Raw genomic sequence first — 15,943 nt, 5'->3', positions numbered from 1 at the left:
TCTCCTTGATGTTGTGTGACTCCTTCAGCCGCCTTTGGCGGCAGCTCCCTCAGCGAGGGAGCCTCTGGCGAAGAGGGAAAGCTTCCCGTACTGCCAAAGCCTCCCTCATTGAGGGAGGTGGCATCGAGCAGCGATGACGGAAGGAGTTATTTCGTCTTTCTTAAAAATTCCTCCACCTGTTCCGGTGCGGCAGCGCAGCTGCCCTGACAGATGCCGGGCTTGCCGCCGCCGCGTCCGTTCAGGGCGGCGTTCAGGGCTTTGGTCAGGGCGCGCACATCGCCGTCTGTCTGCGCGATGCAGTAGCCGGTGCCCTTTTCGGTGGGGGTCAGGGCGGCGCACAGACCGGTGGTGGCTTCGGTCAGGCGCACCGCCAGTCGGTGCAGGCCGTCCGGGTCAAGGCCGGGCACTGTGCGGATGGCGTCCTCATCGGGGCCTGCCAGCTGGGCAAGCGCATCGAACAGCTGAGAACATACGCCAAAGTGTGTAAACTTGAGCGCAGTATACTCGTCGTAGACGCGATGCACCGCCACAGCGGTCTGGTCGGCCTTGGCCGAGAGCAGCGCCCCGATGTCGGCCTGCCGGGCACGCATGGCCTGTGCCGCTTCCAGCGCACGGGCTCCGCACACCACGCTCAGCCGCACGCCGCCCTTGTAGTTCTCGGATGCCAGAATTTTGATCTGTCCCACCTGACCGGTGGTGCGGGTGTGGGTGCCGCAGCAGGCGCAGACGTCCGCACCCGGGATGGTCACGATGCGCACCTGCCCTTCGATCTCCTTTTTGGAGCGGTAGACAAGGGCGGCAAGCTCCTCCCGGGTGGGGTAGCTGACCAGCACCGGCACATCCTGCCACACGATGCGGTTAGCGGCAAGCTCGGCTGCCTGCAGGCCCTCGGCAGAAATGGGCACGCTGGTGTCCATGCGCACAGCCTCGGAACCGATGTGGAAGCCCACGTTCTCGGCCCCGAACATCTGGTGCAGGATGCCGGAGAGGATGTGCTCGCCGGTGTGCTGCTGCATTTTGTCAAAGCGCCATTCCCAGTCGATGCAGCCGGAAACAGCGGTGCCGGGAACAGCGCTTTCCGGCAGGGCGTCCACGCTGTGCCAGAGGATGCCGTCGCGCTCGTGCACATCGGTCACATTCAGCGTGGTGCCGTCCGGCAGGGTCAGGGTGCCCCGGTCGGCGGGCTGACCGCCGCCCTCCGGGTAAAACACCGTGCCGTCCAGCGCAATGCGCCCGCCGCCGGTCTTTTCGTCCGGCTCTGCGGCAAGGATGACGCTCTCACACTGGGTGCGGAAGGCGTCCGGTTCAAAGTATTTTTCTGTGCGCTGCATGGCGCGGGTACCTCCTGTTCAGGGTGCAGTTTGACGATTTAAAATGGCCGCCGCAGGCTCTGGCCATATTCAGCGGAAAATTTATTTTTATTTCGGGATTCAGGAAAGTCTGCGGACTTTCCTGAATCCCATTTTCACGGGTGGGGTCGTAAAGGGAAACAGCCGCTGCAACCTTTAGCGTCCTCGCCCTCTCAGGCGCTCCCGCGCAAGCCGTGACGGAGAGGGCAAGGACGGTTATCCCGTAAAAATAAGTATACCACGTTTTTTGCCTGTGGAAAATAGTCTGCGGATATGTTATGATAAGAAACAACGACATTCCCATAAAATGTTAAAAATGAGGAAGGTAATAGCATGCGTGAAAGTGGAATCCTGATGCCGGTGTCCAGCCTGCCCGGCCCTTACGGTATCGGCTGTTTTGGCAAGGAAGCCTTCGAGTTCGTGGATTTTCTGGCACAAGCGGGCCAAAAGATCTGGCAGATCCTGCCCCTGAGCCCCACCGGATACGGCGACAGCCCCTATCAGAGCTGCTCGGCCTTTGCGGGCAACCCCTATTTCATCGACCTTGACACCCTGAAGGAAGAAGGGCTGCTCACCGCCGCCCAGCTCAAGGCCGAAAAATGGGGCACGGACCCCAAAGAGGTGGACTACGGCACCCTGTACGTGAGCCGCTTTAAGGTTTTGCGCACCGCCTACGCCGCATGGCGCAAGCAGTGCGCCGGGCTGCATGGCTGTGCATATTACTTCCCGGATGATTATTATGCCTTTACCCTTGCCAACGAGGAGTGGCTGGACGACTACGCCCTGTACATGGCCCTGAAGGCAGCCAACGGCATGAAGAACTGGGTGGAGTGGGACAAGCCCTACCGTCTGCGCGACAGGAAGGCCCTTGCCGCCTTTGCCGCCGAAAACGAGGAGGAGATCGGTTTCTGGAAGTTCGTGCAGTACAAGTTTGCGGCCCAGTGGCAGGCGGTGAAGGCCTACGCCAACAAAAAGGACGTGCAGATCCTGGGCGACATCCCCATCTACGTCTCTGCCGACTCGGTGGATGCATGGGTGGGCGGCGCGCTGTTTGAGCTGGACGCCGACGGCGGCTTTGCCCGTGTGGCGGGCTGCCCGCCGGATTACTTCTCTGCCGACGGTCAGCTGTGGGGCAACCCGCTGTACAACTGGGAATACCACAAAAAGACCGGCTACGCATGGTGGGTGCGCCGGGTGCGCCACGCACTGGGCATCTACGACCTGCTGCGCATCGACCACTTCCGCGGCTTCGATACCTACTGGGCCATCCCGGCGGACAGCACCACCGCCCGCACCGGCAAGTGGGAGAACGGCCCCGGCATGGAGCTGTTCGATGCGCTGGAAGCTGCCCTTGGCAAGCTGCCCATCATTGCCGAGGACTTGGGCGAACTGTTCCCCAGCGTGCGAAAGCTGCTGGCCGACAGCACCTTCCCGGGCATGAAGGTGCTGCAGTTCGCCTTCGGCGGTGGGGACAGCGAGTATCTGCCCCACAACCACGTCAAGAACAGCGTGGTGTATCCCGGCACCCACGATAACACCACCCTGACCGACTGGTGGGAGAACGGCGCATCGGAAAAGGAAAAGGCTGCCGCTGCCGCTTACCTGCACTTGACCGGCGTAAAGCCCACCGCAAAGGAGCTGGCGGCCATCCGGACCGATGATGTCCGCATCGCTCTGCTGCGCGCAGCGCTGGGGTCGGTGGCCGACCGGGCCATCATCCCCATGTACGACTGGCTGGGTCTGGGCGCGGAAGCACACCTGAACACGCCCGGCAAGCTGGGCGGAAACTGGGCATGGCGCGCCGCAGACGGCTTTGCCGCCAAGGCACTGGCCAAGACCATCCATGACGAGTGCAGTGTGTACTGCCGCGTATAAACAAAAGGCACAGAGCGGCGGGCGCTTAGCAATTTGACGAAAATGTAAAAACTCCGGCAGAAAATTGTGCGTTTTGCTGGTAAAATCGGAAGCTGAATGGTATAATGTTGCTAAAGCGGCATTATGCCATTTTTCTTTGCCTGATACGTTCCCGGGATTCCCGGAAACAGAGCGGCGGGCGGGGGATGCATAATGCGGCAGATGGTTCCTGAACGTATGGGGAACAGGTGACTGCACGCGGGATACGGGAGCGCCGCGTGCGCAGATGATGGGGAAAATTACATGAAGAAAGAATGTACCGAGCAGGATCTGCGGGAACTTGCGCGCTCAGCGCAGGCCGTATTTGAGGCAGTGACCCTGACCGAAGCGCCGCGTTGTGACGGCTGGCAGGACGATGGCCTGCGGGTGGACTACGAGCTGCGCAATGGCCGTGTGGACTGTGTGCTGCACCGCAGGGTGGAAGCGGACGGCAAATGCTGGGAGCTGGAAATGAGTGCACCGCTGGCAGGCAATGTGCTGCCGGAAGAGCGCATGACGCCCCGGGAGCGGGAGCTGTGCCGCGAGGATATGAGCCACGATTTCCTTACCGGCGTGTACAACCGCCGCTATCTGGAAACGGTGTTTGCCCAAAAGCTGGAACAGTGCGCAGCGCAGGGCCGCAAGGCGGCTGTGGCACTGGTAAGCATCGACAACGGCCAGAAGCTGCGGGACACCTACGGCCAGCCTGTGATGGACCAGCTGCACTGCTTTGTGGGCAACCAGTGGAAAAAGAGCTTTGATACCCCTGCGACCCGCGTGGTCTGCCGCCTGACCGGCAGCATCTTTGCGGTGGGCTGTCTGGACACCGACGGCAAACAGCTGGCAGAGGAGATGCGGAACCTGTATCAGCAGATGCCCCGGGAATGCATCACCACCATCGGCATGATGCGCCGGGTGCCCTTTACCCTGAGCTGCGGCGCAGCCGGGCTGGAGGATGTCTCCGCAAAGAACTGGCAGGCGCTGTACGAGCTGTGCGACGCACGCCTGCGGGAGGCACAGAACGCCGGCGGCGATCAGATGCGTGCAGAATAAAACCAGTGTATAAAATCCCCCTTTTGGCGCAGACTAAGGCCAGAAGGGGGATTTTTTGTATGGAAAACCAGAAGAACGACAACCTGAACCTGCTGGAAGCCGTGGTGCAGAACACGGAGATGGGCAAGAATACGTTGGAACAGATCGTGCCAATGACCGACGATGTGCAGTTCAAGGCCGAGCTGCTGCGCCAGCGCAATGTGTACCACCAGCTCAATCAGGAAGCACACACCGCCATCGAGGCCTGCGGCGGCACCGCGCAGGGGCAGAGCGCTATGGCAAAGCTGAACACAAAAATGGGCATCGGCATCAAGACCCTGACAGACAAATCCACCCGCAATCTGGCCGAAATGCTCACGCAGGGCAGCGGCATGGGGGTGGTGGACTGCGTAAAGGCCCAGAAGGATTATCCCAATGCCGCGCCCGGCGCAAAGCGCCTTGCCCAAAGGCTGCAGGAGTTTCAGGAGGACAGCCGGGTAAAGCTGGAGCAGTTCTTGTAAAAGAAAACCCTCTCAGGCTCACTTTGTTCGCCAGCTCTCCCGAGGGGCGAGCCATTGGCAAAACGGAAAACGTTTCCGGAATGTCAAAAGCTCCCCCTTTCGGGGGAGCTGGCAATGCGAAGCATTGACTGAGAGGGTTCTTTTTTACAGTGCTTCCACCATCGCGGCCACGATCCTAGTGGCGGTGGCTACATATTCCGCAATGCTGAACTTTTTCACCACCAGCACCTCGTGGCCGTCCTCGTCGGCGTTGTCGCTCATGGCGCGCAGGATGACGCAGGGTACACCGTTCTTGGCAGCGATCTGGCTCACAGCGGCACCCTCCATCTCCACGCAGTCGGGGGCGCATTTGGCTTCAATGGCAGCCTTGGTCTCGCTGTCGCCCACAAACAGGTCGCCGGTGGCGATCTTGCCCACCAGAGCCTTCACACCCGCTTTGGCGCAGGCCTTTTCGGCGGCGGCGATCAGCTCCGGGTCGCCGGTGTATTCCTTGAGAAACGGCGGGTTCTGGCAGATCATATCCAGCTGGGCGTCATGGTACAGCACGGTCTTGCCGATGACCACATCGCCAATGCCGATCTTCGAGGTCATATTGCCTGCGATGCCGGAGAAGATGATCTTCTCCGCGCCGAATTTTGTGATGAGCACCTGCGTGGTGGCGGCGGCATTGGCCTTGCCCATGCCGGCACAGCACACCACCACCTGTTTGCCGACCAGCGTGCCCTTGTGGTAATCCACGCCGCCGTAGGGCTCCACGGTGACGTTTTCCAGCTTTGCACACAGCTGATCGACTTCATCGGGCATTGCGCCCATAATACCAAAGATCATGGTGAACTCCTTTTATGGTAGGATTGATTTTTTTCAGCGTCCTCGCCCTCTCAGCCTCGCGTTGCTCGGCAGCTCCCCCAGAGTGGGAGCCCTTGGCAAAGAGATGAACTTTCCTGTCCCCAAGGGGGAGCCTTCTGGTACGGCAAATCTTGCGATTCAGCCGGAAACTTTGCCGCTATGCCAAGGCCTCTCCCTTTGGGAGAGGTGGATGCGAACGCAGTGAGCAGACGGAGAGGGCAAGCCCGGCAGAGTTTTACATGGCTGCTATTTCGATATCAGACGTTGAACAGGAACTCGATCACATCGCCATCGTTGACAACGTACTCCTTGCCCTCGGTGCGCTGCAGGCCCTTGGCCTTGACGGCGGCGTAATCGAAGTTGTTGGCTTCCAGATCGCTGTAGCCAATGACGCTGGCACGGATGAAGCCGCGCTCGAAATCGCTGTGGATCTTGCCGGCAGCCTGCGGGGCCTTGGTGCCCTTGCGGATGGTCCATGCGCGGCACTCCTTCTTGCCGTCGGTCAGGAAGGAGATCAGGCCCAGCAGGTCGTAGCTGGCGGTGATGAGGTTGTCCAGACCACTGGCTTCAATGCCCATTTCAGCCAGAAAAGCCTTCTTTTCCTCGGGGGAATAGTCGGCGATATCCTCCTCGGTCTTGGCGCAGATGGGAATGTAGCGTGCGCCCTCTTCCTTGGCGCGTGCGGCCACCAGCGGGACATACTTGTTGTTTTCGATGCCCTCCATCAGGTCATCCTCACCCACGTTGCAGGCGTACAGCACCGGCTTGGCGCTCAGCAGACCCATCTCGTGCAGCACGGTCTGCTGCTCGGCATCGCCCTCGTCAAAATCGAAGCTGCGGGCAGGCTTGCCTGCGCTCAGGTGATCGGCCAGCTGCTGCAGCCATGCGGCTTCGGCGGCAGCACCCTTGTTGTTGCCGCTCTTGGCGGCCTTTGCCATGCGGCCTGCGCGGTTCTGCACCACCTCAAGGTCGGACAGGATCAGCTCGTAGTCGATGGCATCGATGTCGGCAATGGGGTCCACGGCCTCGGCCTTGGAAACATCCTCCACCACATGGATGATGTTGTCATCGTCAAAGCAGCGCACCACATGCACAATGGCGTCGCACTCGCGGATGTGGCCCAGGAACTTGTTGCCCAGACCTGCACCCTGACTGGCACCCTTCACAAGACCTGCGATATCCACGAATTCCACGATGGCAGGGGTCTTTTTATTGGTCTGCCAGATCTCGGCCAGCTTGTCCAGACGCTTGTCCGGCACGGCCACGATGCCGCTGTTCGGCTCGATGGTGCAGAAGGGATAGTTTGCGGCTTCTGCGTTTTTGGTGGAGGTGATGGCATTGAACAGAGTGGACTTGCCGACATTCGGCAGGCCGACGATACCTAATTTCATTTTTATTATACTCCTTGCGAAAAAGATTTTACGCTGCGGTAAAAAGCGATATTATAACAGAATAATTGTAGCACAATGGACGTTTTTTCTCAATACTCACTTAAGTGGAAACGAAAAGCCGCCCGCGGAAGAGCAGTGCTGCTTTTCCAAGAGCGGTCCTTATAATTTAGGTTGTACGGGCCTTACTTGCTGATGGTAAGAGTGCCGGACGCGGTCTCTTCAAAGTGGCTGGCGTAGAATTCCTCCATCAGCCGGATGAGAGAAACGGTGTCCCGTGCACCGGCGGTCTCGTAGCAGGAGTGCATGGCCAGCTGCGGCAGGCCGATGTCCACGCAGTTCATGGACACCTGCGCCATGGCAAGGTTGCCCAGAGTGCTGCCGCCGACTTTATCGGAACGGTTGGCAAAATACTGCAGCGGGACACCGGCGCGGGCGGCTAGCTCTTTGGCAACGGCCATGCTCATACCGTCGCTGGTATACTTCTGGCCGGCGTGGACCTTGACCACAACGCCCTCGTTCATGTAGGTGCAGTTATTCACATCGGTGTATTCCGGGTGGTTGGGGTGCACGGCGTGGGCGTTATCGGCGCTGAACATGAAGCTGGACGCCACCGCACGGTGGAAGTCCTCATCGCCGGGGCAGACGTTCTGCGCGATGCGGTGCAGTACATCGTACAGGAAGGTGGAAGCTGCGCCCTGCTTGGTGCCGGAACCCACTTCTTCGTTGTCGAAAAAGGCGGCAACATTGATGGACTGGGCGCAGTGCGCGTTCAGAAAACCCTTCAGGATGCCGAACACACACTGCTGGTCGTCCAGACGGCCGGAGGAGATGAACTCCTCATTGCAGCCCCAGACGGCGGCCTTTTCACGGATGCAGAGGAACAGGTCGCTGCCAAGGATCTGCTCTTCTGCCACCTGCAGCTCGGCGGCGATCAGCTTTTTCAGCACGCCTTCCTCGGCGGCACCGCCCAGCAAAGGCAGCATATCCACCTGCTTGTTGTAGGAAGCCCTGTCGTTGACTTCGCGATCCATGTGGATGGCTACGCTGGGGATCATCAGCAGGTCGCGGTCCAGCGTGAGCAGGCGGGAAGTGATGGCATTGTTCTCCTTTATCAGCACGCGGCCTGCCACCGACAGCGGCCTGTCCATCCATGTGGAGCAGATCATGCCGCCGTAGCCCTCGGTGTTCAGCTTGGTGTACTTCCGGCCCATGTGGATCTCGGCGTTTTCCTTGATGCGGAAGCAGGGGGAATCCGTGTGGGCAGCAGCCACGTTGAAGCTGTAGTTTTCCAGCTGCTCTCCCATGCGGAACGCAAGGATGCTGGAGCCGTTGCGGCAGACGAAATAGCTCCTGCCGGGCTCCAGCTGCCACCGGCGGCTCTCCAGCAGCTCGGAAAAGCCCGCGTTCAGCAGGATGTTCCGGACGGATGCAGTGGTGTGGTATGCGGTAGGATTGCCGTCAATGAAGGACAGCAGCTCCTGTACTTCTTTTTCGATCATTTGGAAGAACCTCCGTGGATTTATCGGTTTGGATGCTCCTATTCTACTTCTGCGGTCTGCGCTTTGCAATAGCCGGTCCTGCGGGCGGGGAAGAATTTGTTTTACATTGCGCGGGTTCTATAGTATACTACTCCTGTTGGTAAATATTGAATCGACAGGAAAGGCAGGGAATCGTCATGGAACGCAGTGATCCGCGCTATCAGGCGTATGTAGAAATATTAAAAGAGGAGCTCATCCCGGCAATGGGCTGCACAGAGCCCATTGCACTGGCTTACGCTGCCGCCCGGGCACGCGAGGTGCTGGGTGCACTGCCCGAGAGCGTGCAGCTGCAGGTGAGCGGCAGCATCATCAAAAACGTGAAGAGCGTCATCGTGCCCAACACCGGCCACCTGAAAGGCATGGAAGCCGCTGTGGCAGCGGGCATCATCGCCGGCTCGGCAGAAAAGGAGCTGGAAGTGATCTCGGAGGTCAGCGAGGACAAGAAGACTGCCATCCGGGACTATCTGCAGACGGTGCCCATTTCCATCCAGCACATCGAGCAGGGGCATGTGTTCGATATCATCGTTACCGAGCGCAGCGGGGATTCCTACGCAAAGGTGCGCATTGCGGATTTTCACACCAACATCTGCCTGATCGAAAAGAACGGCCGGGTGCTCTACGAAAAGCCGCTGCTGAACGAGGAGGCCCGGCGGGACAGCCGGGCCGACCGCAGCCTGCTGAACATGAAGGACATCTGGGACTTTGCCGAGACCGCCGACCTGCAGGATGTGGCGGACCTGCTGGAACGCCAGATCCGCTACAACAACGCCATTGCAGAGGAGGGCCTTCTGGGCGACTATGGCGCGAACATCGGCCAGGTGCTGCTTTCTACTTACGGCAATGATGTGTCCATCCGGGCCAAGGCCAAGGCGGCCGCCGGTTCGGACGCCCGCATGAACGGCTGCGAGCTGCCGGTCATCATCAACTCCGGCAGCGGCAATCAGGGCATCACCTGCTCGGTGCCGCTTATTGAATACGCCAAGGAGCTGCACAGCGGCAAGGAAAAGCTTTACCGTGCCCTTATCATTTCCAATCTGGTGGCCATCCACGAAAAGACCGGCATCGGTACCCTGTCCGCCTACTGCGGCGCAGTCAGCGCCGGTGCGGGCGCAGGCGCGGGCATCGTATATCTGTGCGGCGACGGCTATCAGGCCGCCATCCACACGGTGGTCAATGCGCTGGCCATCGTGTCCGGCATCGTGTGCGACGGCGCAAAGGCCTCCTGCGCGGCAAAGATCGCATCCTCGGTGGACGCGGCCTTGCTTGGCTACAACATGTACAAGTGCCATCAGGAGTTCAAGGGCGGCGACGGCATCGTGATGAAGGACATCGAGACCACCATCAAGGGCATCGGCCGTCTGGGCAAGGACGGCATGAAGGAGACCAATGAGGAGATCATCCGGCTGATGATCGAGTAAGGCCGGGCCGGAATTGTGAAAAAATCATACAAATCCTTCTTTATTTTGTCATAACTCTTCCGTATAATAAGAAGTGGAATACTTTGCTGCTCTGTCCGCCCCGGCGGGCATCCGATAAAATGGGAGGAAATCATTATGGCCAACGAAAAGATCCTCGTTGTGGACGACGATACCAATATCTGCGAGCTGCTGCGGCTGTACCTGACCAAGGAGGGCTATCAGGTCACGGTGGCAAACGATGGCGAAGAAGGTCTGGAAAAGTTCAATCAGGTCAAGCCCGATATGGTGCTGCTGGATGTGATGATGCCCAAGATGGACGGGCTGGAGGTCTGCCGCCGCATCCGCAAGGCAGGCAACACCCCGGTGATGATGCTCACGGCCAAGGGCGAGACCTTTGATAAGGTGCTGGGGCTGGAACTGGGTGCAGACGATTACATGGTGAAGCCCTTTGATGCCAAGGAAGTGGTGGCCCGCATCAAGGCGGTGCTACGCCGCTGCCAGACCACCACTGCCGCTGCCGAGAGCACCGAGGGCGTGATCGAATTCGACAACCTGCGTCTGGACATGAACAGCTATGAGCTGCGGGTCAAGGGCAAGGTGGTGGAGGCTCCCCCCAAGGAGCTGGAACTGCTGAACTGTCTGGCCTCCCATCCGAACCGCGTCTACACCCGCGACCAGCTGCTGGACGAGGTGTGGGGCTTTGAGTATTACGGCGACAGCCGCACCATTGATGTGCATGTCAAGCGCCTGCGCGAGAAGCTGGCTGGTGCTTCCGATAAATGGGAGCTGAAGACTGTATGGGGCGTTGGCTATAAGTTCGAGGTGCGTCAGTAATGCGCAAAAGTATCTCGGTGGCGTTCTTCTCGCTGGTGTCCACCCTGATGGTGCTGGGCATCGTGCTGATGGGAGCTTCGGAGTGGGTGCTGTTCAAAAACTACTTCGCCAAGGACCGCTACGAAACACTGGATCAGGTGGTGGGCGTCACCCAGCGCACGGCCCAGTATCTGGTCCAGCAGGCGGAGCTGCCGGAAGGCGATGAGCTGGACGCACTGAGCACCAAGCTGGAGATCATCGGCGAGAGCGCAGAGGCCTATCTGTTCTTTACCGACAATGACGGCCGGGTGATGATCGCTTCCAGCCCGGACAAGCTGGAGAGCCTGACCGTGCCGGAAGAAATGATGGAGAAGATCGACACTGCCGATGCGGACTACTACCATGTGTTCGGCACGCTGGACGGTATGCTGGACGGGAAAAGCTACATCACGGTCAGCGAAATGCGCAATGAGCACGGCCAGCCCAGCGGCTACCTGTTCCTGTGCTCTTCCGGCGAGCAGCTGACCCAGTTCAAGCAGCAGTTCTGGTCCAACTTCCTGCTATCGGCCTGCGTGATGCTGCTGTGCGCCAGCATCCTGACCAAGATCCTGATGCGCCAGCTCACCGACCCGCTGCAGAAGGTGACGGACGCCGCCCAGCGCTTTGGCGGCGGAGACCTTTCGGTCCGCGTGGAAGGCGTGGAGGGCGAAGGCGAGGTGGCAGACCTTGCCCGCACCTTCAACCGCATGGCGGATAACATCCAGATGAACGACAACTCCCGGGGCCAGTTCATGGGCAACATCGCCCACGAGCTGCGCACCCCCATGACCACCATCAAGGGATTTGTGGACGGCATTCTGGACGGCACCATCCCGCCGGATATGCAGAACCACTACCTGCAGCTGGTCAGCGAGGAAACGGGCCGTCTGGCACGGCTCATCCAGAACATGCTGGATCTCTCCAAGCTGGAAAGCGGCGAATATCAGGTGAACGCCCGGATGTTCAACATCTGGGAGACCATCACCGGTGTGGCGCTGTCGGCAGAGCAGCGTATCAACGACGGCATGATCGACATCGACGGTCTGACCATGGACGAAAAGGTGCTGGTCTACGCCGACCCCGACCTGATCCATCAGGTGGTGTATAACCTGCTGGACAACGCCATCAAGTTCACCCCGGCAGGGGGCACCATCCGCTTCAGGGTGGAAAAGCTGGGCCCGGAAGCCGAGATCTCCATCTGGAACTCCGGTCAGGGCATCAGCCCGGAGGCGCTGCCCTACGTGTTCCAGCGGTTCTATAAGGAGGACCGCTCCCGCGGCCTGCACGCCCGGGGCGCGGGTCTGGGCCTGAACATCTGCAAGGTGCTGGTGAACCTTTCCGGCGGGCAGATCCGGGTGGAGAGCCAGCAGGGCGAGTGGTGCCGGTTCGTGTTCACCCTGCCCACCGTGGCGCCGAACCCCGGCGGCATGAAGCGCCTGCCGGATGAAGCCGGCGGAGAACCCGTTGTGGAAGACCCCGCCAGCATGAAGCCCGTAGAATGAACTTCCAGCCAGACTGTCCCATGGAGCGGGGCGGTCTGGCTGTTTGTTGTGTCAACGATTAAAAATAGCCGCCGCGTTCGCTTTGGCTATAAAATAAGGAAGAAAATTTTTATATTTGCAATTCAGAAAAGCCTGCGGGCTTTTCTGAATTGCGTTTTCACAGGAAGGGCCGTCAGGATAAAAGGCATCTGCTGCCGCTGTTACCTTGCGGGAGCAATCCGCGCAGCAAGGCTGGAAAATGCAGGTTTCCGTACCGACCTTTTTCGTGAAAATGCGTTTGTCGCGCTCAGCAGAGCGCGACAAACGCGAAATGAAAATCAAATTTCCGCTGACTATGGCCAGAGCGAAGCGGAGGCCATTCTGAATGGTTTGGCTGATAAAAGAAATGCCGCAAATGGACAGATCTTTCCAAATACGTCATTTCGGTGAAAAAGCCGTTGGCGGGTTTGATTTTTTGGGCGTTTTCATGTAAACTAAAAGATAACCATGTCCATGCTGTTTCAGAGGCCGTGAACCGGCACAACAGCGGGACGATGGGGAATAATAAACTATAAAATAACGGAGCGTAAAGATAGAATATGGCGATCGTAAGTCCTTCGATTCTTTCTGCTGATTTTGGCAAACTGGGTGCAGACTGCCGCATGGTGCTGGACGCCGGTGCACAGATGCTGCATTACGATGTGATGGACGGCCACTTTGTGCCCAACATCAGCTTTGGCGTGCCGGTGCTCAAGAGCCTGCACAAAAACCTGCCGGATGCTTTTTATGATGTGCACCTGATGATCAGCCACCCGCTGCAGTATGCGGAAGCCTTCATCAAGGCCGGTGCCACCCTGTACAACTTCCACCTTGAGTGTGAGGATGATATCCAGACCACCATCGACGCCGTCAGGGCGCTGGGCTGCAAGGTGGGCCTGACCATCAAGCCCGGCACCGACCCGCAGGCGCTGGCACCCTATCTTGACCAGCTGGACCTTGTGCTGGTGATGAGCGTGGAGCCCGGCTTCGGCGGGCAGAAGTTCATGCCCTCGGCGCTGGACAAGCTGCGCTGGCTCAAGGCGGAGCGCGCGGCACGCGGCGCACACTACCTGCTGGAAGTGGACGGCGGTGTGGACAGCACCACCGCGCCCCAGTGCGTGGAAGCGGGTGCCGATATTCTGGTGGCGGGCAGTGCAGTGTTCGGTGCAGCAGACCCTGCTGCAGCGGTGCAGCAGCTTGCCAGCCTTTGACCCTTGAAAGGAAAACCATTTATGGATGAATCTTTGATCCGGGAACAGGAAGCGCAGCTCCAGAAGACCGGCCGCTACTATAAGCATATCTGCTTTATGGCGGTGCCGGTGCTGTGGATGGCCTGCTTCCTGTACGGTGTGCGCCCGCTGCTGCTGTGCGGCATCGCGGTGCTCACCGGAAATCTGTGCGACCGTCTTGTTTCGCTGCTGCGCCGCCGCGTGTATCAGGCCGGTGACTTTTCCAACGAGAGCTTTGCACTCGTCATCGCCCTGCTGATGCCGGTGACGGTGGATATCTATGTTCTGATCATCGCAGTGCTTGCCGGTGTGCTCATCGGCAAGGAGATCTTCGGCGGCTACGGCAGCTACCCCTTCAACCCCGCCGCTGTGGGCTATGTGGTGGCGGCGGTGTCATGGCCGGAGCAGGTGTTCCGCTACCCCCAGCCCTACACCAGCATCCCCCTGTGGGACGCTTCCATGGTGCCGGTGTCCAGCACCATTGAGGACACCCTGCGCAGCGGCGGTATGCTGAACATCCGTGCGCTGGTGCTGAGTCTGGGCGAGTATGCCGCCCCCATGGGCACCGGCGCGGCGCTGGTGATCCTGGCCTGCGGCCTGTTCCTGTGGACCCAGAAGGACGCCCACATGTCTGCCTCGGTCAGCTTTCTGCTCACCTGTGCGCTGATCGCCTTCCTCTTCCCGCGGCAGGCGGGTCTGGCCGACAGTGCCGTGCTGGCAAATGTGCTGCCCCGCCTGCGGTGCGTGCGGGACGAGCTGCTCACCGGCGCGATCCTGTTCAGCGCAGTGTTCCTGCTCAACGAACCCTATACCTGTGTGCATCACCGCATGGGCCGCATCCTGTACGGCGTGCTGGTGGGCGTTGTGAGCATGGGCTTCCGCTACTACGGCGTGTATGAGACCGGTGTATGCTTTGCGCTGCTGGTGGTCAACAGTGTGTCGGCATGGATCGACCGCACCGAGGCAAAGCTGTATCACCTGACCCATCTGCAGGCAGATGCCGGAAAGGGGGCAGCACAATGAGACGCGCAACGGCTGAACTGATCGTAAAAGACCCCGGCAAATTTGCCCACCATGACCGGGTGTTCCTGAATAACCCGGTGGTCATGCAGGGCATGGGTCTGGCCCCGCTGGTGGTGCTTGCCACCAGCGGCCAGAATGCAGTGATGCTGGCGGCGGCGGTGGCGCTGCTGCTGGTGCCCTCCCGCGTGCTGGCCTGCCTGCTGAGCCGCCTTGTGCCCCTGTACGACGAAGACCCTGCCCCGGAAACGCTGCAGAAAAAGCTGCTGCCCCGTGCACTGGTGTACGGCTTCAGCACCGCTGTGGTGTATCTGGCGGTGTACCCCATCCTGAATATGCTGTTCGGCACCGGCTTGCTGAGCCTTGGCATCTATCTGCCCATGCTCACGGTGGAGCCGCTGCTGACCTACCGTTTCGGCCGCGTACAGGAGACGGTGCGCAAGGCCGTTTCCAAGGGCCTGCGCATCACCGTGGGCTATGCTTTGCTGCTGGTGCTGCTGGGCTGCATCCGTGAATGGCTGGCCGCAGGCACCGTGTTCGGCGTGGCAGTCAGCCGCCCGGTGCTGCCCATGGCCGGAATGCCGGCGGGCGGCTTTATCGTGCTGGGCGTGCTTTGCGCGGTATGGCGTGCGCTGGCCGCAAGGCGCAGGGCATATCTCACCAAAGAGGCGGGCAACCTTGTGGATGTGCATTCCCAGAAGGAGGCGGACCGCGAAGGATGAAAGATGTTGTTACGACCAGTGCAGTGTTCTTCAACTATGCACTGCTGGCGGTGTTCGCACAGAACGCCGTCTTTACCCGTGCGCTGGGCGTGTCCCGGCTGGTGCAGCTGGTGGGCGATGACCGCATCAGCAGCTGGCTGTTTGGTATGCAGCTGTGCATCACTCAGATTTTGGTAACGCCCCTTGCATGGTATGCCGGCAGCCGGATCGCGCCGCTGGCAAACCGTGCCCAGCTGCGCCCGCTGGTCTATATTGCCAGCATCGCCGTGGTGTGCCTGCTGGAACACGCGGTGCTGTGGCTGGCAAAGGGCCTGCCGCACCGCAGTGCACTGCTGCGCATCGTGCCGCTGGCGGGCCTGAACAGCTGTGTGCTGGGCACCGTGCTGGTGGAGCGCACCCAGAGCTTTACGCTGGGCCAGTCCCTCGGGTTTGGTCTGGGCAGCGGCCTTGGCTATGTGCTGGCAGTGCTGCTGGTAACGGAAGCCCGCCACCGCCTGCGCAGCAAGGCCATCCCGGAAGCCTTCCGCGGCCTGCCTATCACGCTGGTGTACATCGGTGTGCTGGCACTGGCGATCTATGGTTTTACCGGACATTCTGTGATCCTGTGATTTT

At 59.9% G+C, this 15,943-nt stretch carries 15 protein-coding genes; 11 read left to right on the top strand and 4 right to left on the bottom strand.

The features are described from left to right. Nucleotides 1–146 precede the first annotated feature (146 nt). Complete coding sequence (locus ACKXF9_RS01805; protein WP_418265116.1) at nucleotides 147–1,331, bottom strand: alanyl-tRNA editing protein; 1,185 nt, start codon at nucleotides 1,329–1,331, stop codon at nucleotides 147–149. 351 nt (nucleotides 1,332–1,682) lie between these two features. Between ACKXF9_RS01805 and malQ the strand changes: the two genes are divergently transcribed. The 3 genes from malQ (at nucleotide 1,683) to ACKXF9_RS01790 (ending at nucleotide 4,795) form a co-directional block, all read left to right on the top strand. After that, a complete protein-coding gene (gene malQ / locus ACKXF9_RS01800; RefSeq protein ID WP_418265115.1) occupies nucleotides 1,683–3,224 on the top strand; it encodes a 4-alpha-glucanotransferase in 1,542 nt (513 codons plus the stop codon). 282 nt (nucleotides 3,225–3,506) lie between these two features. Then, nucleotides 3,507–4,295 carry a diguanylate cyclase domain-containing protein gene (locus ACKXF9_RS01795; protein ID WP_418265114.1) on the top strand — a complete coding sequence of 263 codons (789 nt, stop codon included), beginning with the start codon at nucleotides 3,507–3,509 and terminating at the stop codon, nucleotides 4,293–4,295. A 59-nt stretch (nucleotides 4,296–4,354) separates the two neighbouring features. Beyond that, nucleotides 4,355–4,795, top strand: a complete 441-nt coding sequence (locus ACKXF9_RS01790) for a hypothetical protein (protein ID WP_249237563.1) — start codon at nucleotides 4,355–4,357, stop codon at nucleotides 4,793–4,795. Between the two features lie 144 nt (nucleotides 4,796–4,939). Here the strand turns inward: ACKXF9_RS01790 and ACKXF9_RS01785 are convergent, their stop codons facing one another. The 3 genes from ACKXF9_RS01785 to ACKXF9_RS01775 all read right to left on the bottom strand — a co-directional run bounded on the left by ACKXF9_RS01785 (nucleotide 4,940) and on the right by ACKXF9_RS01775 (nucleotide 8,531). Beyond that, complete coding sequence (locus ACKXF9_RS01785; RefSeq protein ID WP_418265113.1) at nucleotides 4,940–5,623, bottom strand: 5'-methylthioadenosine/adenosylhomocysteine nucleosidase; 684 nt, start codon at nucleotides 5,621–5,623, stop codon at nucleotides 4,940–4,942. A 275-nt stretch (nucleotides 5,624–5,898) separates the two neighbouring features. Beyond that, complete coding sequence (gene ychF / locus ACKXF9_RS01780; RefSeq protein ID WP_097777075.1) at nucleotides 5,899–7,032, bottom strand: redox-regulated ATPase YchF; 1,134 nt, start codon at nucleotides 7,030–7,032, stop codon at nucleotides 5,899–5,901. A gap of 182 nt (nucleotides 7,033–7,214) precedes the next feature. Next, nucleotides 7,215–8,531 carry a M18 family aminopeptidase gene (locus tag ACKXF9_RS01775; RefSeq protein WP_418265112.1) on the bottom strand — a complete coding sequence of 439 codons (1,317 nt, stop codon included), beginning with the start codon at nucleotides 8,529–8,531 and terminating at the stop codon, nucleotides 7,215–7,217. Between the two features lie 170 nt (nucleotides 8,532–8,701). On the opposite strand from ACKXF9_RS01775, the gene ACKXF9_RS01770 reads away from it, so the two are divergent. The 8 genes from ACKXF9_RS01770 (at nucleotide 8,702) to ACKXF9_RS01735 (ending at nucleotide 15,939) form a co-directional block, all read left to right on the top strand. Beyond that, entirely contained in the window at nucleotides 8,702–9,988 is a 1,287-nt protein-coding gene (locus ACKXF9_RS01770; protein WP_418265860.1) for a serine dehydratase subunit alpha family protein, read from the top strand. Between the two features lie 135 nt (nucleotides 9,989–10,123). Next, nucleotides 10,124–10,822 carry a response regulator transcription factor gene (locus ACKXF9_RS01765; RefSeq protein WP_005938284.1) on the top strand — a complete coding sequence of 233 codons (699 nt, stop codon included), beginning with the start codon at nucleotides 10,124–10,126 and terminating at the stop codon, nucleotides 10,820–10,822. Then, nucleotides 10,822–12,342 (top strand): HAMP domain-containing sensor histidine kinase, encoded by a 1,521-nt coding sequence (locus tag ACKXF9_RS01760; RefSeq protein WP_348584783.1) that lies wholly within the window; start codon nucleotides 10,822–10,824, stop codon nucleotides 12,340–12,342. The genes ACKXF9_RS01765 and ACKXF9_RS01760 overlap by 1 nt, the downstream gene beginning before the upstream one ends. Before the next feature lie 48 nt (nucleotides 12,343–12,390). Continuing rightward, nucleotides 12,391–12,771: a hypothetical protein gene (locus ACKXF9_RS01755; protein ID WP_418265111.1), complete on the top strand. Its 381-nt coding sequence runs from the start codon at nucleotides 12,391–12,393 to the stop codon at nucleotides 12,769–12,771. A 149-nt stretch (nucleotides 12,772–12,920) separates the two neighbouring features. Further along, the gene (gene rpe / locus ACKXF9_RS01750; protein WP_418265110.1) at nucleotides 12,921–13,571 is read left to right on the top strand and encodes a ribulose-phosphate 3-epimerase; all 651 of its coding nucleotides are present in this window, start codon (nucleotides 12,921–12,923) and stop codon (nucleotides 13,569–13,571) included. 21 nt (nucleotides 13,572–13,592) lie between these two features. Further along, nucleotides 13,593–14,612 (top strand): RnfABCDGE type electron transport complex subunit D, encoded by a 1,020-nt coding sequence (locus ACKXF9_RS01745; protein ID WP_418265109.1) that lies wholly within the window; start codon nucleotides 13,593–13,595, stop codon nucleotides 14,610–14,612. After that, complete coding sequence (locus ACKXF9_RS01740) at nucleotides 14,609–15,331, top strand: Rnf-Nqr domain containing protein (RefSeq protein ID WP_348584786.1); 723 nt, start codon at nucleotides 14,609–14,611, stop codon at nucleotides 15,329–15,331. The genes ACKXF9_RS01745 and ACKXF9_RS01740 overlap by 4 nt, the downstream gene beginning before the upstream one ends. Then, on the top strand, nucleotides 15,328–15,939 hold the full coding sequence (locus tag ACKXF9_RS01735) for an Rnf-Nqr domain containing protein (protein ID WP_418265108.1): 612 nt from the start codon (nucleotides 15,328–15,330) through the stop codon (nucleotides 15,937–15,939). Before ACKXF9_RS01740 ends, ACKXF9_RS01735 begins: the two co-directional genes overlap by 4 nt. Nucleotides 15,940–15,943: the final 4 nt, after the last annotated feature.

Source organism: Faecalibacterium sp. 9 (genome assembly GCF_048320955.1).
Lineage (GTDB): Bacteria > Bacillota > Clostridia > Oscillospirales > Ruminococcaceae > Faecalibacterium > Faecalibacterium wellingii.
Note: the sequence above shows the minus strand (reverse complement) of the source record. Positions and strands in the feature narration are given on the sequence as shown.